We start from the raw sequence: 22,348 nt of genomic DNA, 5'->3' as shown, positions 1-22,348 counted from the left end.
TCTTCATCAAGACCTTCTTCATCAAGACCTGCGCGGCCGTGAGAACCGGCGCAGCACGACCGCGACGGCGAGCGCGCCGGCCAGCAGCAGCACGATGTCGGCAGCCGGCGAATTGAGCGCGACGGATGCGAATGCGAGCAGCGCCAGCACGACGTTGAGCACAAACACCTCGCCTATGACGCGCCACACCGAGAAGCCGTTGTCGGTGGCGCGCTGATAGAAGTGCGAGCGGTGCGCGGCCCAGAACGGCTCGCGCCGCGCCATCCGGCGCAGCAGCGTCACGGTCGCATCCGCCAGATAGTACAGCGGCAGCAGCAATGCGGCGGCGACGTGCTGATGCAGCGCGAGCTCCAGCAGGCACCAGCCGAGCAACAGCCCGATCGGCAGGCTGCCGACATCGCCGAGGAAGATCTTCGCCACCGGCCGGTTGAACGGCACGAAGCCGAGCAGCGCCCCGCACAGCGCGGCGGCGACGATGGTCGTCACGGGAAGGACGTGGCCGGTGCTGCCGAGCAGGGCGACCGCCACGGCAACAGGCACGGCTTCCGCCGCCGTCATCAGGTCGAGCCCGTCCATGAAGTTGACGAGGTTGACGAACCAGAGGCCGGCGACCAGGAGAAACGCACGCTCCAGCCATAACGGGCAGGCCGGCACGATGCGCAGATCGCCCGGCGCGGCAAACAGCACGGCCGCCACCGCGGCGGCCTGCAGCAGCAGCCGCGGCACCACGGGCAGCGGGCGGACATCGTCGGCAAAGCCGACTGCGGCGATGAACAGGCTCGCCGCGAACACCGTGAACGGGACGGTGAGCGCCGGCGACCCCGCCATCACGATCACGATGCCACCGGCAAGCAGCGTCGCCGCGGTGACCGCGATGCCGGCGCCTTGCGGCGTCGGAACCCGGTGCGAGGAGCGCGCATTCGGCTTCGCCAGCGCCACGCGCAGCAGCATCGGCCGCGTCGCGCCGATCAGGACCGCCGAGATCGCAGCGGCAAGGCCGGCCGCGATGAATGACAGGAGAATCTCGAAACTGCTCATCGGTTCGGCTATTGCGATCCCGGGACTTCGATCGGCTCCGCGCCCTGGGCGGCCTTTTCCGGGCTCAGGATCCACAGCAGACCGCCGAAAATGCCGACCAGGAACGACACCGCGCCGAACAGCAGCGAGATGTTGACGCCCTCATTGGCGGCCAGTCCGGCATAGCCGAAGGCCAATCCCATCGTGGCCTCGCGCACCCCCCAGCCCGCGATCGAGATCGGCACCATCGTGATCAGCATCACCGGCGGGACCAGCTGAAGGACCTCGCCAAACGTGACCGGGGCCGCGATCGACTGCGCCACGCACCAGCCGATCACGGCGGTCACCACGTGGATCACCAGCGACAGCGTCGCTACGCGCAGTCCGTACTTGCGGCTGAACAGCACCTTGTTGGCGATGACGGCGCAGGCATGCACATGATGGGTCGCCCACCATCTCTTCAGCCAGGGCCATGGCAGGATCCCGATCAAGAGGAAGCCGAAACCGGCGGCGAGCGCGGCGAGATCCAGCAGCAGCAGGGCCGTCCAGCCATGGGGATCGGTGATCAGCCGGTAGCTCCACGGCAGGGTCGCGGCGATCACGACGGCGAGCGCGACGAGCCCGATCGCACGGTCGACGAAGATCGAGTAGGTTGCCGCGCGCCAGCCGGCGCCGCTGCGCGCAACCAGCCACAGCCGCACCGCATCGCCGCCGATCGAGGACGGCAGCGTCTGGTTGAAGAAGGTGCCGATGACGTTGAAGCGCATCGCCTGCCCAAGCCCGAGCGGCGCGCCGCATTCCTCGCTGACATCCTGCCAACGCAGCACCCCGAGGAAGATCTGCAGCATCATCACCGCGATCGCCAGCGCCAGCCAGCCCAGGCTCTCGACCCGGATCCGCGAGAGCAACTCATGCAGGTCGACCTTGCGCAACGACAGATAGAGCAGCGCGACCGAGACCAGGATCTTCAGGGTAGAGAGCAGGATTCGGCGCATTTTGACCGCGCTTGCCAGGTTTCAGAATGTGTCGAAAACAGCGCAAAACGCGTTCGCGCGCCCAAATTTGCCGCCTTGGTATGGTTTCCGCGACGATCTGGCAATAGGGCGTTGCGCCGGCCTATTGCGGCAGGGTTGAGGGGCCGGCTAAAGAGGCCCGAACGGGGACCTGCCAGCACCGGGAGTTTACAATACCGGTAAAATCCGGACCGACATGCGGGGTCGCGTGATACTGCTCCGTGGTAGGGCTTCCCGGCAACAGGGCCGTCGCGGGCGGCGGCCTTGACGCAATTTTGATGTATGAGCCAGCGGATACGGCAAAGACTGAAGGCATCCTAGAGGCATCGATGGACCGACGAATTATTCCCCTGATCATGTGCGGCGGCGCGGGGACGCGGCTGTGGCCGGCCTCGCGCGAGGTGCATCCAAAGCAGTTCCTGTCGCTGTTCGGGGCCCGCTCGACCTTCCAGGAGACGCTGCTGCGGGTCGCGGACGCGAGCCTGTTCGAGCGTCCGATCGTGATCACCAACGAGGCCTATCGCTTCATGGTGCTGGAGCAGCTGGCCGAGATCGGCCGCGAGGCGGACGTGCTGCTGGAGCCGATGCGGCGCGATTCGGGCCCGGCGATCGCGGCCGGTGCGGCGTTCGCGCAAGGCCGCGAGAGCGGCGCGATCGTGCTGGCGCTCGCGGCCGACCATCTGGTGCGGGACACGCCGTCCTTCGTCGCCGCATGCCGCGAAGGGCTCGCGGCGGCGGAGCAGGGCCGCATCGTCACCTTCGGTGTCAAGCCGGAGCGACCTGCGACCGAATACGGCTACATCAACCCGGGCGAGGCCGTCGCGGGAGAGGTGAGGGCGGTTGCAAAATTCGTCGAGAAGCCGGATGCGCAGACCGCGGCCGGCTATATCGATGCCGGCTATCTCTGGAACAGCGGCAACTTCATGTTCCGCGCCAGCATGCTGCTCGATGAATATCGCAACGTCGATGACGCGAGCATTGCTTCGATCGAAGGCTCCGTGTCGAACGCGGCGCGCGATCTCGGCTTCGTCAAGCTCGATGCGCAGGCGTTCGGCGCGGCCAAGGCGATCTCGATCGACTATGCGGTGATGGAAAAGACCTCGCATGCAGCTGTCGTCCCGGTGGCCTGCGGCTGGTCCGACATCGGCTCGTGGCGCCAGGTCTGGGAGCTCTCCGACAAGGACAGCCAGGGCAATGCGGCGCGCGGCGCTGCGGTGTTCGAGGACTCCCGCAACTGCAACGTCACCACCGACCGTGCGCTGGTTGCGCTCGAAGGCGTCGACGATCTCGTCGTGGTCGCGACCCAGGACGCCGTGCTGGTGTCACGCCAGAAGGACGCCAACGGGCTGAAGCGGTTGGTCGCCAAGCTCAAGGTGACTGCGCCCGAAGTCACCGAGAGCCACATCAAGGTCCACCGTCCCTGGGGCTCCTACCAGTCGGTCGACAATGGCGACCGTCACCAGGTCAAGCGCATCATCGTCAAGCCCGGCGGGCGGTTGTCGCTGCAAAAGCATCACCACCGCTCCGAGCACTGGATCGTGGTGCGCGGCACCGCGCAGGTCACCGTCAACGAGCTGATCAAGACCGTGCACGAGAACGAATCGATCTACATCCCGATCGGCGCGGTGCACCGGCTGGAAAACCCCGGCAAGATCCAGCTCGAGCTGATCGAGGTGCAGACCGGCAGCTATTTCGGCGAGGACGACATCATCCGCATCGAGGATGATTACCAGCGGACGTGAGCGCCCCAGTTCGTCATTGCAAGCGCCAGCGAAGCAATCCATCGTTCCGCATACGTGGAAACATGGATTGCTTCCGCCTTCGCCAAAGCTTTGGCGGACAAGTCGTCACTGTCGATCTTCGCAATGACGGGATAGAGCTGACGCCGGTTCCCGTGCCCAAAACGAGCCGCCGGTCGATGTAACTCTTTGAATCAAAACGTGTCCGGAATTCGTTGTTGGCATTCGCCACATTTGTGACGCCGTGCTATAGCGGCTGCCAACGAAGCGGGTCGTGGTGCGCGCCAAGAGCGCCGAACGGGGATAGCCTCTCACGCTGATTCCCGCGGAGCCGGGGGTGGCGCTGCAAGCAGCCGGGACAACCGCCAGAACGTCAATTGGGGTCAATGAAATGAATGCAAAAGTGTCCGCATCGGGCGCCAAGGCCGACATCAAGCGCGCCTTGCGCGTCGGCGTGATCGGCGCCGGCGTGATGGGCAGCAACCATGCCCGCGTGCTGGCCGGACTGCCCGGTGTGGTGCTGATCGGGATTGTCGATCCGCTGCCGGAACACCGCACGCGCGCCATCGAGCTGGTCGGCTGCCGCGCGTTCGAGACCCTCGACGAACTGCTCGCCGAGGGCGTCGATGCGGTGACCATCGCCGCCCCCACCCATCTGCATCACGAGATCGCGCTGACATGTCTTGCGCGCAACATCCACATCCTGGTCGAGAAGCCGATCGCCTCTACGGTCGAAGAGGGCCGCGAGATCGTCGCCGCCGCAGAGCGCGCCGGCGTGACGCTGATGGTCGGCCATGTCGAGCGCTTCAATCCGGCGGTCGCCGCGATCAAGCAGGCGATCTCGGGCGAGGATATCCTGTCGATCGGCATCACCCGGGTCGGCCCGTTCCCGCCGCGGATGTCCAATGTCGGCGTCGTCATCGACCTCGCCGTGCACGACATCGATCTGATCCGCTGGTTCACCGAGTCCGATATCGTCGAGGTGCAGCCGCAGCTTTCGAGCGCGGTCGCCGAGCGCGAGGACATTGCGCTGCTCCAGTTCCGCACCGCCTCCGGCGTGCTCGCCCACATCAACACCAACTGGCTGACGCCGTTCAAGGCGCGTAACGTCACGGTCGCGACCCGCGGCAAATATGTGATGGGTGATTTGCTGACGCGCCAGGTCACCGAATGCTTCGGCTTCAAGCCGGACGGCAGCTACTCGATGCGCCATCTGCCCGTCGGCCACGACGAGCCGCTGCGCGCCGAGCTGATCGCCTTCCTCGATGCGGTCGGCAGCGGCAAGCTGCCGGCCGTGTCCGGCGACCAGGGCGTTGCGAGCCTCGAGATTGCGATTCGCTGCCTGGAATCGCCCGCCAGGCCCGCCGCCTCGACGGCACGCAAGGGTCCGCGCCGCGTCGTCGGCTGATCGACACCCTTCAAGTCACGTTGCAAATCACGCGCGAAAGACTCCATGAACCAGCACATGCGTCCTGAATCGATTCCCTTCATCGACATCTCCGCGCAGCGCCAGCGCCTCGGCAAATCGATCGATGAAGCCGTCGCCCGCGTGCTCAATCACTGTCAGTTCATCAACGGCCCGGAAGTCACCGCGCTGGAGCAGGCCCTCGCCGCCTACAGCGGTGCCAAGCACGTGGTGACCTGTGCCAGCGGCACCGACGCGCTGCTGATGGTGCTGATGGCAAAGAACGTCGGTCCGGGTGACGCGGTGCTGTGCCCGTCCTTCACCTTCTGCGCGACCGGCGAGGCCGTGGCGCTGACCGGTGCCACGCCTGTCTTCGTCGACGTCGACGAGGCGACCTTCAACATCGACACGGCGTCGATCAAGCGCGGCGTCGCGACCGCGAGGGCGCGTGGCCTGAAGCCGGTCGGCATCATCCCGGTCGACCTGTTCGGCCAGAGCGCCGATCACGACGCGGTGGCCGCCGTTGCCAGGGCCGAAGGTTTGTTCGTGCTCGACGACGCCGCGCAGGGCTTTGGCGCCAGCTACAAGGGCCGCAAGCTCGGCACCTTCGGGCTTGCGACCGCGACCAGCTTCTTTCCGGCAAAGCCGCTCGGCTGCTTCGGCGACGGCGGCGCCATCTTCACCGATGATGACGAGCTCGCCAACACGCTGCGCAGCATCCGCGTCCACGGCCAGGGTTCCGACAAATACGACAACGTTCGCCTCGGCCTCACCGGCCGGCTCGACACCATGCAGGCCGCGATCCTGATCGAGAAGCTGAAGATCTTTGACGACGAGATCGCCGCGCGCAACGTGGTGGCCGATCGCTATGCCCGCGGGCTCGGCAACCTCGTCACCGTGCCGCGGCTCGCCTCCGGCTGCAGCTCGGTGTGGGCGCAATACACCATCCGCCTGCCCAAGGGCACCGATCGCGACGCCTTCGCCGCGGCGTTGAAGGCGCAGGGCGTGCCGACCGCGATCTACTATACGAAGTCGATGCACCAGCAGACGGCCTATCGCGACTTCCCGGTCGCCGACGGCGGCCTGCCGGTCAGCGAAAGCCTGTCGGAGGACGTCATCAGCCTGCCAATGCACGCCTATCTCGACGAGGCGGCCCAGGACCGCGTCATCGCGGCTGTGCGCGGCGCGCTGTCGGCCTGATACGCCAGTTTGACGTATGGCGAGCATGCGGCGGAGCGTTTTCAAGCGAAGTGGATACCGGTTCGCATAAAGAAAACGCGTCAAAAAAGAATCTAGAGCCTCGTTCCGATTCCATCGGAACGGAAAAGGCTCTAGAAGCACCGCATGCTTGGGCGCATCTTCACGGTCGGCGGCTATACGCTTCTCTCGCGGCTCACCGGGCTCGCGCGCGACATCATGCTCGCGGCGATCCTCGGCGCCGGACCGATCGCCGACGCCTTCCTGGTCGCCTGGCGGCTGCCCAATAATTTTCGCGCGATCTTCGCCGAGGGCGCGTTCAACACCGCCTTCATCCCGGCCTATGCCCATGTCCATGGCAGGGGCGGCGGCTCGTCGGCGCGGCTGTTCGCCGACCGTATCTTCACGCTGCTGTTCCTGACCCAGCTCGGGCTGTTGGTGCTGGCCTGGGTGTTCATGCCGCAGGCGCTGCGCCTGCTCGCGCCCGGTTTCACCGATGAACCGGTGCAGCGCGGGCTCGCCATCGAGTTCACGCGGATCACATTCCCCTATCTGCTCCTGATCACGATGGTGACGCTCTATGGCGGCATCCTCAACGTGATGCAGCGCTTCGCGACCGCCGCCGCCGCATCGATCTTCCTCAATCTGTCGATGATGGCGACGCTGGCGCTCGCGGCGTTCTTTCCCACCGCCGGACATGCCGCCGCCTGGGGCGTGCTGATCTCGGGCTTCCTGCAATATTTTCTGCTCGCCGGCGATCTGGCGCGGCATGGCGGCTTGCCGCGCTTCGCCATGCCACGGCTCGACGAGGACGTGAAGGCCTTCTTCCGCGCGATCGGCCCCGCGACCTTGGGCTCGATGGGGACGCAGGTTGCGGTGTTCGCCGACACCATCATTGCGACCTTCCTGCCGTCAGGCGCGCTGGCCGCGCTTTATTATGCCGAGCGGCTCTATCAGCTGCCGATCGGTGTGATCGGCATTGCGGTCGGGACCGTGCTGCTGCCGGAGATGGCGCGGCGGCTGTCGGCGGATGACATCGCCGGCGCCGCGCACGCGCAGCGCCGTGCTTTCGACTTGACGCTGCTTGCCACCATCCCGTTCGTCGCGGCCTTCATCGCGGTGCCGGATCCGATCGTGCGCGCGGTGTTCGTGCGCGGCGCCTACACCACGGCCGACGCGTCGGCGGCTGCCGCGACGCTCGCCGCCTACGCCGTCGGCCTGATTCCGTTCGTGATGATCAGGAGCGCAGTCGCCACCTTCTATGCCCGCAAGGATACCGCCACGCCGGTCAAGGCGTCGCTGACGGGACTGACCGTCAACGTTCTCCTCAAGATTGTCCTGATGGGCACGCTGGCGCAGGTCGGGCTCGCGCTTGCGACTGCGATCGGCGCCTGGATCAACCTGCTGCTGGTGCTGTTCTTCGCGATACGCCGCGGCTATCTCGCGCTCGACCGCGCGCTGCTGCGCTCGTTCGGCACGTTTGCGGTCTGCGGCATCGTGCTTGGAGTGACGCTGTGGCTGACCTCGCATTTCGCGGCGATCTGGTTCGCGCCGATGCAGCATTTCCGCGACGAATTGATCTTGCTGCTGCTGATGGCAGTCGGCGGCTTCGTCTACGCCTTCCTGGTCCTGACGCTGTTCGGCCGCGGCTGGCTGTTCGCGCTCCGGCGCGGGTAGGGAGCGGACTCGTAGCGCGCGAGCAGCGCGGCTTGCTCGGCCTCATGAGCTTCACGGCAATCCATTCGGCTGAGGTTAGATAGAAACCCTTACGTCCCCGTCTCACAGCGGACGTAGACCATGTTGCCGTAGCGGGTGGCGGCGCTCTTTTCGACGAAACGGGTGATCATGACTTGGCCATCGTACCAGACGATCTCGCGATCTTGCTCGCCGGGCGTCGGACCGCGCGGGCCGATATACTTCCTGCCACCCGGCCCCCCCTTTAGCCACAATTCCTGCGGGATAGTCCGATCGGCCTGATGCATCATGACGCCGCCGGACTTTCCGGCGCGGATCACATAAGGCGTCCGGCACTGGCCGCGCGCGGCGCTTTCGGTACGGACACGATCGGCCGGGATTTCGAACGAGGCGAGGCCCCAGCGGCCGAGGAGTTCGCCGGTGTGGATGGTCATTAGCCTTTCGTCGGATTGAGCGGCATGCACCGACACTGACGCAACTGACAGGATTGCAACTGACAGGATTCGTACTGCGGCCGTCGCGAGATTAGCAGTTCGGGGTTGGCCGTTTAGCGACTCTGCCACGATCGCATGCTTCCATGATCTCGCGTTGCTGCGTCATGAAGTTCGTTAATATGGCTCGCCGCCAACGCTTGAGGCAAATTTTCTATCTGACGACCGTGACACAATCGCTACATTTCCGAATTAGGCCGCAGTGCACTCAATTGGCATTGCTCCTAACATGCGATGAGTGTCCCTAACGGACTCCAGCACCAGAATGCCATTCCCTGTCAGTGTCTGCTTCTGGCCCATCGCGACGGAGTGCGCAGCCACAAACATGGTCGCTATGGGAAGCAAAGTGGACGCCGTCACAAGTCGCATGGCGACTGCCGGGCTTTTAGGCGCACGCCCTAGATGAGCTGCGACCATCAAGGCGCGCTGTTTGGCTTGCGGCTACGGGGCCTGCTTTCGTGAGTTCGGAATAATGGAAGTGTGCTCCTGATTTGCCCGACATGTCAAGTTGCCTGTCGAGGCCCCCGCCGGCTCCTTTGCATGGGGTTGTTTTGCATGTTTTGGCGCCGCGCACCTTCGAAGGGTGTCAGCCCGTTTGGCTGCGGTTCGATGAGGCCGGAAGGGCGATCGAATTCTACCGGCAAACGATCGATCCAAGGCCGCTGCGCCCGGTCCCGCGATAGTGATCGCGGCCGGTTTCGCAAGTGCCGAAATCACCCGAGAAAGGCGTTTGCGCTTCCCCGCCAACCACGCCAATATGCGGCCAAACAACCAAGCCAATTGGAGAGACGATGGCAGCTCCCATCAAGTTCGGCGTCGGACAAAGCGTGCGGCGCAAGGAGGATGACGCCCTGATTCGCGGCAAGGGCCGCTACACCGACGACGTCGCCCCGTCTCCCGCGTTGCACGCGCTGATGCTGCGCTCGCCGCATGCGCATGCGAGCTATACCATCGATGCCGGCAAGGCCCGCGGCATGCCCGGCGTGGCGCTGATCCTGACCGCGGCCGATGTCGCCGAACTCGGCGGCCTGCCGTGCCTGTTCAACCTCGAGACCGATCCGTTCACCGCGCCGCCCTATCCGATCCTCGCCAGGGACGAGGTGCGCCATGTCGGCGATGCCATCGCCTTCGTGGTGGCCGACACGCTCGACCACGCCCGCGACGCGATCGAGGCTGTTGACGTCAAATGGACGCCGCTGCCGGCGGTGGCCGGCCTCGTCAATGCCGTCAAGAAGGGCGCGCCGCAGGTCTGGCCGGACAAACCTGGCAACGTGCTGTTCGACGTCTCGATCGGCGACAAGAAGGCCGCGGAAGACGCCTTCGCCAAGGCGCATGCCGTGGCCGAGATCACCATCGTCAATCCGCGCGTCATCACCAATTTCATGGAGACCCGCGCGGCGGTCGCTGAATATGACGCCAAGAAGGATCATCTGACCCTGACGATCGGCAGCCAGGGCAGCCATCGCCTGCGTGAGATCCTCTGCGACATGATCCTGAAGATGCCGAAAGAGAAGATGCGGGTGATCTGCCCCGACGTCGGCGGCGGCTTCGGCACCAAACTGTTCCCGTACCGCGAATACGCGCTGATCTCGGTTGCGGCGCGCCAGCTCAAGAAGTCCGTCAAGTGGACCGCCGAGCGCTCCGATCACTTCATGGGCGACGCGCAGGGCCGCGACAATCTCACCACCGCGAAGATGGCGCTGGCCGAGGACGGCAAATTCCTCGGCATGGACGTCGATTTGATGGGCGACATGGGCGCCTATCTCTCGACGTTTGCGCCCTACATCCCGCATGGCGGCGCCGGCATGCTGCCGGGCCTCTATGACATCAAGGCCTTCCACTGCCGTGTCCGCACCGTCTTCACCAACACGGTGCCGGTCGATGCCTATCGCGGCGCCGGCCGCCCGGAGGCCGCCTACGTGATCGAGCGCCTGGTCGACGCTTGCGCACGAAAACTCGACACGACGCCTGACGCCATCAGGCGGAAGAATTTCATTCCGCCGAAGTCGCTGCCCTATACGACCGCTACCGGCAAGGTCTACGACTCCGGCGACTTCGCCGCGCATATGAAGCGCGCGATGGAGATCGCGAACTGGAAGGAGTTTCCGAAGCGCGCCAAGGCTGCCAAGAAGGACGGTCTGGTGCGCGGCATCGGGATGGCGAGCTATGTCGAGGTCTGCGGCACGATGGGCGAGGAGACCGCCAATGTGGCGCTCGATGCCAATGGCGATATCTCGATCCTGATCGGCACGCAGTCGAGCGGGCAGGGCCACCAGACCGCCTATGCCCAGATCGTCGCCGAGCAGTTCGGCGTGCCGCCGGAGCGCGTCCATGTGCTGCAGGGCGACACCGACAGGATCGCGACCGGGCTCGGCACCGGCGGGTCGGCGTCGATTCCGTCCGGCGGCGTCAGCGTGCAGCGCGCCACGCACGAGCTCGGCACCAAGCTGAAGGAGTTGGCGGCGCAGGCGCTGGAGGCCGGCGCCGGCGACCTCGAAATTGCAGATGGCCGCATCCGTATCGCCGGCACCGACCGCTCGGTCAGCTTTGCCGATCTCGCCAAGCGTCCCGGTGGCGACACATCGAAGATGAACGCCAGCGCGACATTTGCGAGCGCCGACGGCACCTATCCGAACGGCACCCATCTCGCCGAGGTCGAGATCGATCCGGCCACCGGCATCATCAGGATCGTCTCTTACGTCATCGTCGACGATTTCGGCGTCACGCTCAATCCGCTGATGCTGGCGGGCCAGGTGCATGGCGGCGCGATGCAGGGTATCGGCCAGGCGCTGATGGAGCAGGGCGTCTACAATCCCGCCGACGGCCAGCTCGTCACCGGCACGTTCATGGACTATGCGATGCCGCGCGCCGCGGACGGACCGTCCTTCGTGTTCGAGACCCACAACGTGCCCTGCACGACCAATCCGCTCGGGGTGAAGGGCGCGGGCGAGGCCGGCGCGATCGGCTCGTGCCCGGCGGTGGTCAACGCGATCATCGAGGGGTTACATCGCGAGTATAGGATCGGCCACATCGACATGCCGGCAACGCCCGAACGGGTCTGGATCGCGATCCGCGAGGCCCAGCGCCTGCACAAGCTCTGACAAACTGCCGCGGGCGGAATGAAGCTCCGCGCGCGGTGTTCGCAAAACACAGGCCGGCCACAGACCGTGGAACGGCACAACCGGGATTGAGGGGATTTTGCCGATGAAGCGGATCGTCGTGGTTGCAGCGATGCTTGCGTTGAGTGCCGGTGCCGTCGTCGCCCAGCAGGACCGGGTCAATCAGACCCAGTCCCAGATGAAGGAGACCGGCAAGAACGCCGGCGCGCTCGGCGCGATCATCAAGGGCGAGAAGCCCTATGACCAGGCGACCGTCGATGCCGCGCTGGCGAAGTTCGAGGACACCGCCAAGAAGCTGCCGACCCTGTTCCCCGAGAGCACCAAGGGCCTCAAGCCCGATGGCGACTACTCGGCCTCGCCGAAGATCTGGGAAGACAAGGCCGGCTTCGAGCAGCACATCGCGAGCTTCACCAAGGCCGTCGGCGACGCCAAGGGCAAGATCAAGGATGTCGACACGCTGAAGGCCGAGCTCGGCATCATCGGCAAGCAGTGCGGCGGCTGCCACGAGACCTATCGCGTCAAGAAGGGCTGATCGCGGTTTCCGACGCTGCGAGCATCAATGCAAAGGGCGGACGCCGCGAAGCGTCCGCCCTTTTTGTGTCGGCCTTTTCTTGTTGAAATTACTTCGTCACCTGGCCGCGGATCTCGCCGCCCGGGTTGGCTGCAGTGTGGACGTTGACATAGTACTTGCCGGCCAACAGATCGGCGGCCTGCGCGTCGGTCAGCGTCGCGCTGCCGTCGACCGGGCTCGAGGTGGCGTTCGGGATCGCGACCGCGACGCCGGCATTCTTGCCGGTCTCGGCGGGACCGTGGAAATGTGCCGCGGTGGCGGGGCCGGAGAGGCCGGAATAGGTCAGCTTCCAGGTGAGCTTCTTGGAGGCGGCATCGTAGTCGATATCAGCGGTGCCGGTGCCGGCGCTGGTGTTCGGCGGTACTTCGGTCTTGCCGCTCAAGGTCGCCTTCAGCTTCTCGGCGAAGGCGGGGCCGGCGAAGGCGATCGCGGCGCCGAGCGTCAGCGTGGCAAGCAGGGTCTTGTTCGACATGGTTTTCTCCCCTTTGACGTCACAGGACGGTTTCAGTCTTCAAACAGCGGCTTCGCGGATTTATTCCCAAAATGATCGTGAGGGCCACAAATTTCATGCGAGCGCATGCCACCGCTTGCCATCATACTGGTCGATGCGTTGAGACGCCCAATGACGGATCGGTGAATGCTGCGACGAATTCTCCTTCTGGCCCTGGTGGCCTGCATCGCCGGCTGCGGTGTGTTCTGGTGGCTGACGATCCCCGCAACGATTGCTGCAAGTGCGCTGCCCGCCTATCAGCCTGACCTGGCGAACGGGCTCACAACGTTCAATGCAGGTGGATGTTCCTCCTGCCATGCCGTGCCGAAGCAGGACGACCGCCTGAAGCTCGGCGGCGGGCTCGCGATTCCGTCGCCGTTCGGCACCTTCTACGCGCCGAACATCTCGCCCGATCCGAACGACGGCATCGGCCGCTGGAGCGAGGCCGATTTCGTCACCGCCGTCATGAAGGGCACTTCGCCGGCGGGGACGCATTATTTCCCGGCGTTCCCCTACACATCCTACCAGCACGCCAGGCTCAATGATGTGCGCGACCTCTTTGCCTATCTGAAGACGTTGCCGCCGGTTGCCGCCAAGGTCCGCGACCACGACGTGCCGTTCCCGTTCAACATCCGCCGCGACATCGGGGTCTGGAAATTCCTGTTCATGGACGGCAAACCGCTCGTCGCCGATGCCGGTCGATCGGCGCAGTGGAATCGCGGCGCCTATCTCGTCAACGGCTTTGGCCACTGCGCCGAGTGCCACAGCCCGCGCAATCTGCTCGGCGGCATCATCGCCGCGCAACGCTTCGCCGGCGGACCCAACCCGGAAGGCGAGGGCTGGGTACCGAACATCACGCAGAAGGGCCTGTCGGACTGGAGCGCGAAGGATATCGCGTATTTCCTGGAGAGCGGGCAGACGCCGGACGGCGACAGTGCCGGCGGCTCGATGGGGCGCGTGATCCGCAACACCTCGCAGCTCTCCGCCGCTGATCGCGATGCGATCGCCGACTACATCAAGTCGCTGCCGCCGGTCGAGGGACCGCCGAAGCCGAAGAAGAAAGATAGCTGACGCAGCGCTATTTCCCGACGGGCAATGCGACGTGTTCGGCGCTGCGCATCGGATCGATCGAGAAGTTGATCGGGACGTCGTTGCCGTCGTGGCATCGCAGCAGCCCCGAATAGGCCCGCGTGCCGGATACGGTGACGTGGCATTTGTCGTCGGCCAATGTCAGCGTGCCTTCGACGCCCGGTGCCCTGGTCGAGATCCTCAGCTCGAGCGTTCCGGATTTTTCCTCGACGCCGTTGACGCTGCAGAGGCCGACATGCCGCAAGGTGATCGGGCCGGCATACAGGGGGCCGGCGCCGTTCGCTGACGTCGTCAGATCCGCCTTCATCTCCCATTCCCCGAGGTAGCCGATCTGGCCATTGGCGGACTGCGATTGCGCCAGCGCGAGGCCGCACCCGGCGCAGATCACACAGGCGGCGAGCAGCGCCGGCGCGATCAGCCGGTGCGAGTGCCGTCGCATCATTGCAGCTCCCGCACCACGCGGAATCCGTTGCCGTAATAGCGCACGTCGATGTCGTAGCGGAACCGGGCCGCCGAGCGCACCGCGGCCGCGGGACTGGTGAAGTTGCCGCCGCGCAAGCCACGCAGCCGGCAATCGCCGGCGGTCCAGGCCGACACATCCTTCGGCGCGCCGCGGTAGTTGTCATTCCAGCAATCCTCGACCCACTCCGCGGCGTTGCCCGCGGTGTCGTACAGGCCGAAGCCGTTGGGACGGAAGGAGCCGGCCGCCGCCATCTTCTGGGGCGGCGGAGTGACGCAGGTGGAACACTCGGCGCGCCCGGTGCCGGCGTCGCGTCCCCACCAGAACGCGGTCTTGGTTCCCGCACGCGCGGCGTACTCCCACTCGGCTTCCGTCGGCAGGCGATACTTCTGCCCGGTCTTCTGCGACAGCCAGGCGAGGAAGGGCTTGGTGTCCTCCCAGCTCACATTGATGACGGGCTGATTGCCACGGCCCCAGCCGTGATCGTCGGGCCGGTACTTGCAGGCGCCGGCGTCGGCGCACTGATCCCACTCGGCGAATGTGACTTCGCGACGGCCGATCGCGAACGGCCGCGGGATGGTCAGGGTGCGCTCCGGCTTCTCGTAGGGCGAGTCGTTGGAGCCCATCACGAACTCCCCGCCAGGCACCACGACGAGTTCCCCGCACTCTGTGCAATCCTTGAACACGTCACCCGGCTCCAGCGTCGATGGCTGCGCCTGGGCTTGCGCCACGGCCTGGTATCCCGGAGGCGCTGGACGGTCTGGGCCGGTTTCGTTATCCTGTTTCAGGTTGATGGCTTCGGCGCTGGCGCCGAGTGTTGCGGCCATTGCTGTGATGGATATCACAAACAGGGAATGTAATTTCATCTATCGTTTCCGGCCAAAGTGCCAATTATCGTCAGTGCAAAGATACAATAGAGCGACGCGAGAATGCTCCATTCAGCGATGATCGGCAAGCCGAGGTCGGAAGCGGGCAAGTAGCAGTGTCCGCGCAAGCTGAGTTTCCGCGCAGACGAGACTGAACGCAATTTTTGATGATGCATTGGCCGCGCGAAAGGCGGCCGAGATTGGGGAATTGCAATGATGCGTAGATGTTTCCCGCTGGCCATGGTGCCGCTCCTTGCTCTCTTCGCATTCACCGCGCCTGCGCAGGCGCAGACCGGAGGGCCGACGGCGTCGCCGCCAAATGCGGCCGTCTACTTCATCGGCCTCAAGGACGGCGACACCATCCCGCCGAAGTCGACCATCCATTTCGGCCTGCGCGGCATGGGCGTGGCGCCGGCCGGCTCGGACCGCGCCAATTCGGGTCACCATCACCTCATCATCGATTCGCCGACGCCTCCGCTCAATGTGGAGATCCCGAACGATTTCCAGCATCTGCATTTCGGCGCCGGCCAGACCGAGACCGAGCTCGCGCTGCCGCCCGGCGAGCACACGCTGCAGCTCGTGTTCGGCGACAAGAACCACGTTCCGCACTCGCCGCCGGTGATCTCCGAGCGCATCAAGGTCAAGGTCGTCGATGCGGCCGCGACGCCGCAGGCCGCTGCGCCTCAGGCCGCGCCGGCACCAACAGTAGCTGCTCCGCCGGCCGCTGCAGCGCCGCCGGCCGGCCGCCGGCCTTCGCCGAAGGACGCCAAGGTCTATTTCATCTATCCGAAGGACGGCGGCTACATCCCGCCGAATCCGGTGATCCGTTTCGGCCTGCTCAACATGGGCGTCGCACCGGCCGGCTTCGACAAGCCGAACACCGGGCATCACCATCTGCTCGTCGACACCGATCTGCCGCCGCTCGACCAGCCGATTCCGAGCGACTTCAACCATCTGCATTTCGGCGCCGGCCAGACCGAGGCCAAGATCACGCTGCCGCTTGGCCAGCACAAGCTGCGGCTGCTGTTCGCCGACTTCAGCCACACGCCGCATGATCCGGCGGTGTTCTCCGAAGTCATCACCGTTAACGTGACCGCCGATGGCCGTCCTCCGTATCGCCGGAAGAGACATCACTGGCGACACTACTACCGCTACTGAGATGCAGTTGAGCCGAACCATCCACGCCTTCTGCCTCACAGTCGCGATGCTTGTCGCGACCGTAGGGAGCGTCGCAGCCGCGGATCGACGCGTGGCGCTGGTGATCGGCAATTCGGCTTACAAGAGCGCGCCGACGCTCAGCAACACGATCAGCGACGCAACCGCGATCGCGGGCCTGCTGAAGTCGTCCGGCTTCGAAGTCGTGATCTCGCGCAACGATCTTGGCGTCGTCGACTTCAAGCGTGCCGTGCGTGAGTTCCTGCTCACCGCTGAAAATGCCGATGTCGCTGTGGTCTACTACGCGGGCCATGGCGTCGAAATCGGCGGCACGAACTATCTGATCCCGGTCGATGCGAAATTGAGCCGCGACTACGACATCGACGATGAGGCGGTCGCGCTCGACCGGTTGATCTGGGCATTGCAGCCGGTACGGCGGTTGCGTCTGATCCTGCTCGATGCCTGCCGCGACAATCCGTTCCCGACGCGGGTCCGCTCGGCCGGCTTGCGCTCGAACATGAAGGGTGGTCTCGGCAAGCTGGAGGACGTCAGCGCCGACACGCTGGTGGCCTACGCCGCGAAAGCGGGCTCGGTGTCCTATGACGGCGACGGCGTCAACAGCCCCTATGCGACCGCGCTGCTGCGTCATCTGACCGAGCCCGGCGTCGACATCCGCATCGCGCTTGGCCGGGTGCGCGATGATGTCATCAGCATGACCGGCGGCCGGCAGGAGCCCTTCATCTATGGCTCGCTCGGCGGTGCCACGATCTCGCTGGTGTCGAACGGCCCACCGAAGGCGGCGGAGCCGATCGCGTTGGCCCCGGCCGCCAATCCGTCCCCGGCGTCGAAGCCTGCCGCTCCGGCCGCGTCGCGGCCAGCACAGGCGCCCGTCGCCGCGGCTCCCGGCAGTCCGCCGCCGGCGGCACCGGCTTCGCCGAAGCCCGCCGCAACTTCACCGTCGGCACGCGTGGCGCTTGCGCCCAATCCGCCGCCAGCTCAGCCCGCGGTACGCGATACGGTCGATCCCGCGGTGGCCTGCAGCCGCGACGAACAGCGCCTGGCGCGGTTGCGCTCCGATCCGTCACCGGGCGAGATCGCCAAATTCCGGCGCGAGCTGGTGTGCGAGCGGCTCAGGGCGCAGGTGCAGCGCTTGTTGGAAAGCGTGTCGATCGATCCGCAGCCGCAGGCCGCGCCTGCTCAGGCCGCGCCGGTCGCCGCCGCGCCCACCCAAGCCGTACCCACCCAGGCTGCTCCGGCGCAAGCCGTTCCGGCCCCGACTGCGCCTGCCGCGGCGTCCAAGCAGGCTCAACGTCAGGCGCCTGCTCCGCAGGCGTCGGCCGCCGACGTCTGTGCGCGCGATGCCGCGCGGCTCGCCGAGCTACGCCGCGAGCCGAGCGTCGAGGCGTTCAGGAGGTTCGAGCAGGAGATCGATTGCGAGCATATCCGGCCGCAGCTGCAGCGGCTGCGCGAAAGTCTCGGTCTCTGAGGCGCTACCTCGCCCCGAATGCCTTGAAGGTGATGATGGTCAGCGTGTCCTGGATGCCCGGGATCACCTGCACCTTCTCGTTGATGAAGTGGCCGATGTCGGTCTCGTTATCGACGTAGAATTTGACCAGGAGATCGTAATTGCCCGCGGTGGAATAGATCTCCGACGCGATCTCGGCCTCCGCCAGCGCGTTGGCGACGGCGTAGGACTGGCCGAGCTTGCATTTGATCTGGACGAAGAAGGGAACCATCGAAGTCGTCTCCGGGGATTTTTCCGACTATAGGCCAAAAACCGGCGGCGAAGGCAAGGTCGGGGCAACGCCGGACGACGATCAATCGCCCGGCAAGTCACGGCAAATCAAGGCGAACTTGCTGCCAACGGGCTGCCGCGCTAGGACAGGCTATGGTCCGATACGTCCTAATCGCTGGCGCGGCAGCATGACGCCGATCGCGCTCACCATCGCCGGTTCGGATTCGTCCGGCGGCGCGGGCATCCAGGCCGATCTCAAGAGCTTTGCCACGTTCGGCGTCTACGGCGCCTCCGTGATCACGGCGCTGACGGCGCAGAACACCACGGGCGTCAGCGGCATTCATCCGGTGCCCGCCGAATTCGTCACCGCGCAGATCGACGCGGTGTTCTCCGACCTCGCGGTCGGCGCGGTGAAGATCGGCATGGTGGCCCAGGTCGAGACGATTGCGGCGATCGCCGCCGCTCTCGCGCGCTGGTCGCCGCGTCATGTCGTGCTCGATCCCGTGATGGTCGCGACCTCAGGCGATCGGCTGCTGGCGGCCGAGGCGGTCGAGGCGCTGAAGACGAAGTTGTTTCCGCAGGCAGCGCTGATCACGCCGAACCTGCCGGAGGCAGCGGCGCTGCTGAACGAGGAGGTTGCGGCAAGCGAGGCCGACGTCGAACGTCAGGGCAGGCAGTTGCTGGCGACGGGATGCCGCGCGGTGCTGGTCAAGGGCGGCCATGGCCACGGCAGCGAGAGCATCGACTATCTGATCGACGGCGAACGCAGCATCGCCCTTCGCGCGCCGCGCATCGCGACAGCAAACACCCACGGCACCGGCTGCTCGCTGTCCTCGGCGATCGCAGCAGGGCTTGCCAAAGGCTGTGACACCGAGACCGCCGTGCGCGACGCCAAGGCGTGGATCACGCAAGCCATCGCCGCAGCCGATCGCTTCGCCGTCGGCCACGGCCACGGACCCGTGCATCATTTCCACAAGTATTATTGAAACGCCGCAGCGCCTAGGCTTCGCGCGATCCCCGTCATTGCGAGGAGCGATAGCGACGAAGCAATCCATTTGCCCGCATGCGTGGATGGATTGCTTCGCTTCGCTCGCAATGACGAGAGATTGCCACCTGTTCCGTCGCGACACAGCGGCAACACATCGCTGTTGCCCACACCTGCGGCGGCCGATGTCGCCAGATTGTCGCATCGCGCTGTTATCGCGGATGAAGGGGCATGCGACTGATTCTCGTTAACTGATTGTGGGGCCTTGCGTCACGGGAATCGTCATCGCCTTGTCACAGGAATCTGTTAGGTGCACGGCATGGGAAGCGACTCCTTGAGTGAAGAAAGCCCCGAGCGGCGCTTTCGCACTTTGTTCATCTCCGACGTCCATCTCGGAGCCCGCGGTTCGCAAGCCGACCGCCTGCTGGACTTCCTCCGCTCTCACGATGCCGACACGATCTATCTGGTTGGCGATATCGTCGACGGCTGGGCGCTGAAGTCGAACTGGCACTGGCCGCAGACCCACAACGACTTCGTGCAGAAGATGCTGCGCAAGGCGCGCAAGGGCGCCAAGGTGATCTACGTCCCGGGCAACCACGACGAGTTCCTGCGCAATTTCTACGGCACGCATTTCGGCGGCATCGACGTGGTGGAGAACACCGTGCACACCGGCGCCGACGGCAAGCGCTATCTGGTGATCCACGGCGACATCTTCGATCTCGTGGTGCAGAACGCGCGCTGGCTCGCCCATCTCGGCGACAAGGCCTACGACTTCGCGATCCAGATGAATCGCTTCGTCAACTTCTTCCGCAAGATGTTCGGCGTGCCGTACTGGTCGCTGTCGCAATGGGCCAAGCTGAAGGTCAAGAAGGCGGTGAACTATATCGGCGCCTTCGAGTCCACGCTGGCCGGCGAGGCGCGGCGCCACGGCTGCGACGGTGTGATCTGCGGCCACATCCACTACGCCACGATCCATGACGAGCACGGCATCCGCTACATGAACTGCGGCGACTGGGTGGAGAGCTGCACTGCGCTCGCCGAGCACGAGGACGGCCGCTTCGAGATCATCACCTGGACCGATCCGGTACGCCGCATCGCGCCGGTTCCGCGGGTCACGGCACGCGCTGCATGACGCATATCCTGGTCGCGACCGATGCGTGGCATCCCCAGGTCAACGGGGTTGTCCGCACGCTGACCATGATGGCGCAGGCCGCCAAATCGCTCGGCGTCGAGGTGAGCTTCCTGACGCCGGATTCCTTCCGCACCTTTGCGATGCCGAGCTATCGCGATCTCAGGTTGGCGCTGCCGGTTCAGTCCAAGGTCACGGCGCTGATCGAGGCGGCGAGGCCTGACAGCATCCATATTGCCACCGAAGGCCCGATCGGGCTGTCGGTGCGCCGCTACTGCCACAGGCGCGGCCTGCCGTTCACGACCAGCTTCCACACCCGCTTTCCCGAATACGTCTCGGCGCGGACGCCGATCCCGGAAAGCTGGGTCTGGCGCGCGCTGCGCTGGTTCCACAAATCGAGCCAGGCCGTGATGGCGGCGACACCGGCGCTGGCAAGCGAGCTGCGCCAGCGTGGCTTCCGCAACGTGGTGCTGTGGTCGCGCGGCGTCGATACGGCGCTGTTCCATCCACGTGACGTCGATCTCTGCCTGCCGCAGCCGGTCTATCTCAGTGTCGGCCGCGTCGCGGTGGAGAAGAATCTCGAGGCGTTCCTCGCGCTCGATCTGCCCGGCACCAAGGTCGTGGTCGGCGACGGTCCGGCGCGCGCGACGCTGGAGCGCAAGTTTCCCGAGGCCGTGTTCCTCGGCGCGCGCCATGGCGAGGAACTTGCCGAGATCTACGCCGCCGCTGATGTCTTCGTGTTCCCGAGCCGGACCGATACGTTCGGCCTGGTGCTGCTCGAAGCGCTGGCGAGCGGCCTGCCGGTTGCCGCTTTCCCGGTCACCGGCCCTCAGGACGTGATCGGCGCGGCGCCCGTCGGGGTGCTCGACGAGGATCTGCAGCAGGCCTGCCTGGAGGCGCTCAGCATTCCCCGGCAGGTCTGTGTCGATTTCGCCGCGCTCCACACCTGGCAGGCCTCGGCGCGGGTCTTCATCGATCGCTGCCTGAATGTCCGCCCGGTGCTGCCGGATGGCGAGGGCGAGGCGATCGAGCTCGGCGCCGGCGAACACCATTTCGCCGCGCTGCCGGCGACCCAGTCCACATCACGCTAAAGCGCCTTGCCGGGTCGCCGGCCGCCGCGATACAAACTGGGGATGACGGACATCGCCCAAACCCCACTCGTCGCCGCCGCTGATATCGACGCGGCCGCCAGGGTGGTCGCGCCGTTCGCGGTGCGCACGCCGCTCCTGAGCTTCCCCGTGCTCAACGAGCGCGCGGGCACGCAGGTCTTCCTGAAGCCCGAGATGCTGCAGCGGACCGGATCGTTCAAGTTCCGCGGCGCCTTCAACAAGCTCGCCTCGATCCCGCAAGACAGACGCGGCGGCGGCGTGGTCGCATTCTCCTCCGGCAACCATGCCCAGGGCGTCGCGGCGGCGGCAAAGATCCTCAACATGCAGGCGACCATCGTGATGCCCGCGGACTCGCCGCTGACCAAGCGCGAGCGCACCAAGTCCTACGGCGCCGAGGTCGTGCTCTACGATCGCGACCGCGACGACCGCGAGGCGATCTCGAACGGCATCGCGAGCAAGCGCGGCGCCACCCTGGTGCGTCCCTATGACGATCCCTTCGTGATCGCAGGGCAGGGCACCGCCGGCCGCGAGATCGCCGACGACATGGCCGCGCTCGGGCTCACCCCCGACATCGTCGTGGCGCCGGCCTCCGGCGGCGGCCTGATCGCAGGCGTTGCCACCGCGGTGAAGTCGAAATTTCCGTTAGCCCAGGTGATCGTGGCCGAGCCCGCCGGCTATGATGATCACGCGCTGTCGCTGAAGGCCGGGCACCGCGAGGCGCATCCGGTCGCGGCGCGCACCATCTGCGATGCGCTGATGGCGATGATGCCGGGCGAGCTCACCTTCGCCATCAACAGCAAGCTGCTCGCGGCCGGCGTCGCCGCCACCGATGAGGAAGTCGGCGCCGCCGTTGCCTTTGCCTATCGCGAGCTGAAGCTCGTGGTCGAGCCCGGCGGCGCAATCGGCCTCGCCGCCTTGCTGGCCGGTCGGATCGACGTCAAGGGCAAGAACGTCGTGATCGTGCTCTCGGGCGGCAATGTCGACGCCGACCTGTTTGCGAAGCTGGTCGCCTGAGCGATTGATCGCAAAACTCAACCTGTCATGCGCGGGCTTGACCCGCGCATCCATCGCAAAAGAATCATT

Annotated in this window: 20 protein-coding genes; 13 read left to right on the top strand and 7 right to left on the bottom strand. The window is 65.7% G+C overall.

What is annotated here, in order from left to right; genetic code table 11:
* Positions 1–21: 21 nt before the first annotated feature.
* Positions 22–1,038 carry a glycosyl transferase gene (locus IC762_RS24560; protein ID WP_195784785.1) on the bottom strand — a complete coding sequence of 339 codons (1,017 nt, stop codon included), beginning with the start codon at positions 1,036–1,038 and terminating at the stop codon, positions 22–24.
* Positions 1,039–1,046: 8 nt separating this feature from the next.
* Positions 1,047–2,012, bottom strand: a complete 966-nt coding sequence (locus IC762_RS24555) for a lysylphosphatidylglycerol synthase transmembrane domain-containing protein (RefSeq protein WP_195784784.1) — start codon at positions 2,010–2,012, stop codon at positions 1,047–1,049.
* A 347-nt stretch (positions 2,013–2,359) separates the two neighbouring features.
* Between IC762_RS24555 and IC762_RS24550 the strand changes: the two genes are divergently transcribed.
* The 4 genes from IC762_RS24550 to murJ all read left to right on the top strand — a co-directional run bounded on the left by IC762_RS24550 (position 2,360) and on the right by murJ (position 8,048).
* The gene (locus tag IC762_RS24550) at positions 2,360–3,772 is read left to right on the top strand and encodes a mannose-1-phosphate guanylyltransferase/mannose-6-phosphate isomerase (RefSeq protein ID WP_195784783.1); all 1,413 of its coding nucleotides are present in this window, start codon (positions 2,360–2,362) and stop codon (positions 3,770–3,772) included.
* Positions 3,773–4,160: 388 nt separating this feature from the next.
* A complete protein-coding gene (locus IC762_RS24545) occupies positions 4,161–5,177 on the top strand; it encodes a Gfo/Idh/MocA family protein (RefSeq protein ID WP_195784782.1) in 1,017 nt (338 codons plus the stop codon).
* 45 nt (positions 5,178–5,222) lie between these two features.
* Positions 5,223–6,374 carry a DegT/DnrJ/EryC1/StrS family aminotransferase gene (locus IC762_RS24540; RefSeq protein WP_195784781.1) on the top strand — a complete coding sequence of 384 codons (1,152 nt, stop codon included), beginning with the start codon at positions 5,223–5,225 and terminating at the stop codon, positions 6,372–6,374.
* A gap of 144 nt (positions 6,375–6,518) precedes the next feature.
* On the top strand, positions 6,519–8,048 hold the full coding sequence (gene murJ / locus IC762_RS24535; protein WP_195784780.1) for a murein biosynthesis integral membrane protein MurJ: 1,530 nt from the start codon (positions 6,519–6,521) through the stop codon (positions 8,046–8,048).
* An 89-nt stretch (positions 8,049–8,137) separates the two neighbouring features.
* Here murJ and IC762_RS24530 read toward each other — a convergent pair whose 3' ends face one another.
* On the bottom strand, positions 8,138–8,629 hold the full coding sequence (locus IC762_RS24530) for a hypothetical protein (protein ID WP_433995850.1): 492 nt from the start codon (positions 8,627–8,629) through the stop codon (positions 8,138–8,140).
* Between the two features lie 719 nt (positions 8,630–9,348).
* On the opposite strand from IC762_RS24530, the gene IC762_RS24525 reads away from it, so the two are divergent.
* Positions 9,349–11,658 (top strand): xanthine dehydrogenase family protein molybdopterin-binding subunit, encoded by a 2,310-nt coding sequence (locus tag IC762_RS24525; RefSeq protein ID WP_195784779.1) that lies wholly within the window; start codon positions 9,349–9,351, stop codon positions 11,656–11,658.
* A gap of 103 nt (positions 11,659–11,761) precedes the next feature.
* Positions 11,762–12,208, top strand: a complete 447-nt coding sequence (locus IC762_RS24520; RefSeq protein WP_195784778.1) for a c-type cytochrome — start codon at positions 11,762–11,764, stop codon at positions 12,206–12,208.
* An 88-nt stretch (positions 12,209–12,296) separates the two neighbouring features.
* Here the strand turns inward: IC762_RS24520 and IC762_RS24515 are convergent, their stop codons facing one another.
* Positions 12,297–12,719 carry a CHRD domain-containing protein gene (locus IC762_RS24515; RefSeq protein WP_195784777.1) on the bottom strand — a complete coding sequence of 141 codons (423 nt, stop codon included), beginning with the start codon at positions 12,717–12,719 and terminating at the stop codon, positions 12,297–12,299.
* A gap of 165 nt (positions 12,720–12,884) precedes the next feature.
* Between IC762_RS24515 and IC762_RS24510 the strand changes: the two genes are divergently transcribed.
* Positions 12,885–13,808, top strand: a complete 924-nt coding sequence (locus IC762_RS24510; RefSeq protein ID WP_195784776.1) for a c-type cytochrome — start codon at positions 12,885–12,887, stop codon at positions 13,806–13,808.
* Between the two features lie 7 nt (positions 13,809–13,815).
* On the opposite strand, the gene IC762_RS24505 is transcribed toward IC762_RS24510, so the two are convergent.
* Positions 13,816–14,268, bottom strand: a complete 453-nt coding sequence (locus IC762_RS24505; protein WP_195784775.1) for a hypothetical protein — start codon at positions 14,266–14,268, stop codon at positions 13,816–13,818.
* On the bottom strand, positions 14,265–15,017 hold the full coding sequence (locus tag IC762_RS24500) for a formylglycine-generating enzyme family protein (protein ID WP_246801202.1): 753 nt from the start codon (positions 15,015–15,017) through the stop codon (positions 14,265–14,267). The genes IC762_RS24505 and IC762_RS24500 overlap by 4 nt, the downstream gene beginning before the upstream one ends.
* A 351-nt stretch (positions 15,018–15,368) precedes the next feature.
* Here IC762_RS24500 and IC762_RS24495 point away from each other — a divergent pair, with 351 nt between their 5' ends.
* Positions 15,369–16,310 (top strand): DUF4399 domain-containing protein, encoded by a 942-nt coding sequence (locus tag IC762_RS24495; RefSeq protein ID WP_246801201.1) that lies wholly within the window; start codon positions 15,369–15,371, stop codon positions 16,308–16,310.
* A gap of 7 nt (positions 16,311–16,317) precedes the next feature.
* Positions 16,318–17,793: a caspase family protein gene (locus tag IC762_RS24490; RefSeq protein ID WP_195784773.1), complete on the top strand. Its 1,476-nt coding sequence runs from the start codon at positions 16,318–16,320 to the stop codon at positions 17,791–17,793.
* Positions 17,794–17,797: 4 nt separating this feature from the next.
* Here IC762_RS24490 and IC762_RS24485 read toward each other — a convergent pair whose 3' ends face one another.
* Positions 17,798–18,043 carry an Lrp/AsnC ligand binding domain-containing protein gene (locus IC762_RS24485; RefSeq protein WP_195784772.1) on the bottom strand — a complete coding sequence of 82 codons (246 nt, stop codon included), beginning with the start codon at positions 18,041–18,043 and terminating at the stop codon, positions 17,798–17,800.
* 187 nt (positions 18,044–18,230) lie between these two features.
* Here IC762_RS24485 and thiD point away from each other — a divergent pair, with 187 nt between their 5' ends.
* The 4 genes from thiD (at position 18,231) to IC762_RS24465 (ending at position 22,279) form a co-directional block, all read left to right on the top strand.
* Positions 18,231–19,028: a bifunctional hydroxymethylpyrimidine kinase/phosphomethylpyrimidine kinase gene (gene thiD / locus IC762_RS24480; RefSeq protein WP_195784771.1), complete on the top strand. Its 798-nt coding sequence runs from the start codon at positions 18,231–18,233 to the stop codon at positions 19,026–19,028.
* Between the two features lie 318 nt (positions 19,029–19,346).
* The gene (locus IC762_RS24475; protein ID WP_195784770.1) at positions 19,347–20,159 is read left to right on the top strand and encodes a UDP-2,3-diacylglucosamine diphosphatase; all 813 of its coding nucleotides are present in this window, start codon (positions 19,347–19,349) and stop codon (positions 20,157–20,159) included.
* Positions 20,156–21,247 carry a glycosyltransferase family 4 protein gene (locus IC762_RS24470; RefSeq protein ID WP_195784769.1) on the top strand — a complete coding sequence of 364 codons (1,092 nt, stop codon included), beginning with the start codon at positions 20,156–20,158 and terminating at the stop codon, positions 21,245–21,247. The genes IC762_RS24475 and IC762_RS24470 overlap by 4 nt, the downstream gene beginning before the upstream one ends.
* A gap of 42 nt (positions 21,248–21,289) precedes the next feature.
* Positions 21,290–22,279 (top strand): threonine ammonia-lyase, encoded by a 990-nt coding sequence (locus tag IC762_RS24465; protein ID WP_195784768.1) that lies wholly within the window; start codon positions 21,290–21,292, stop codon positions 22,277–22,279.
* Positions 22,280–22,348: the final 69 nt, after the last annotated feature.

The sequence above is a fragment of the Bradyrhizobium genosp. L genome, assembly GCF_015624485.1.
In the GTDB taxonomy this organism is placed as follows: Bacteria; Pseudomonadota; Alphaproteobacteria; order Rhizobiales; family Xanthobacteraceae; genus Bradyrhizobium.
The sequence above is the reverse complement of the archived record's forward strand: the minus strand, read 5'-3'. Positions and strand labels throughout refer to the sequence as shown.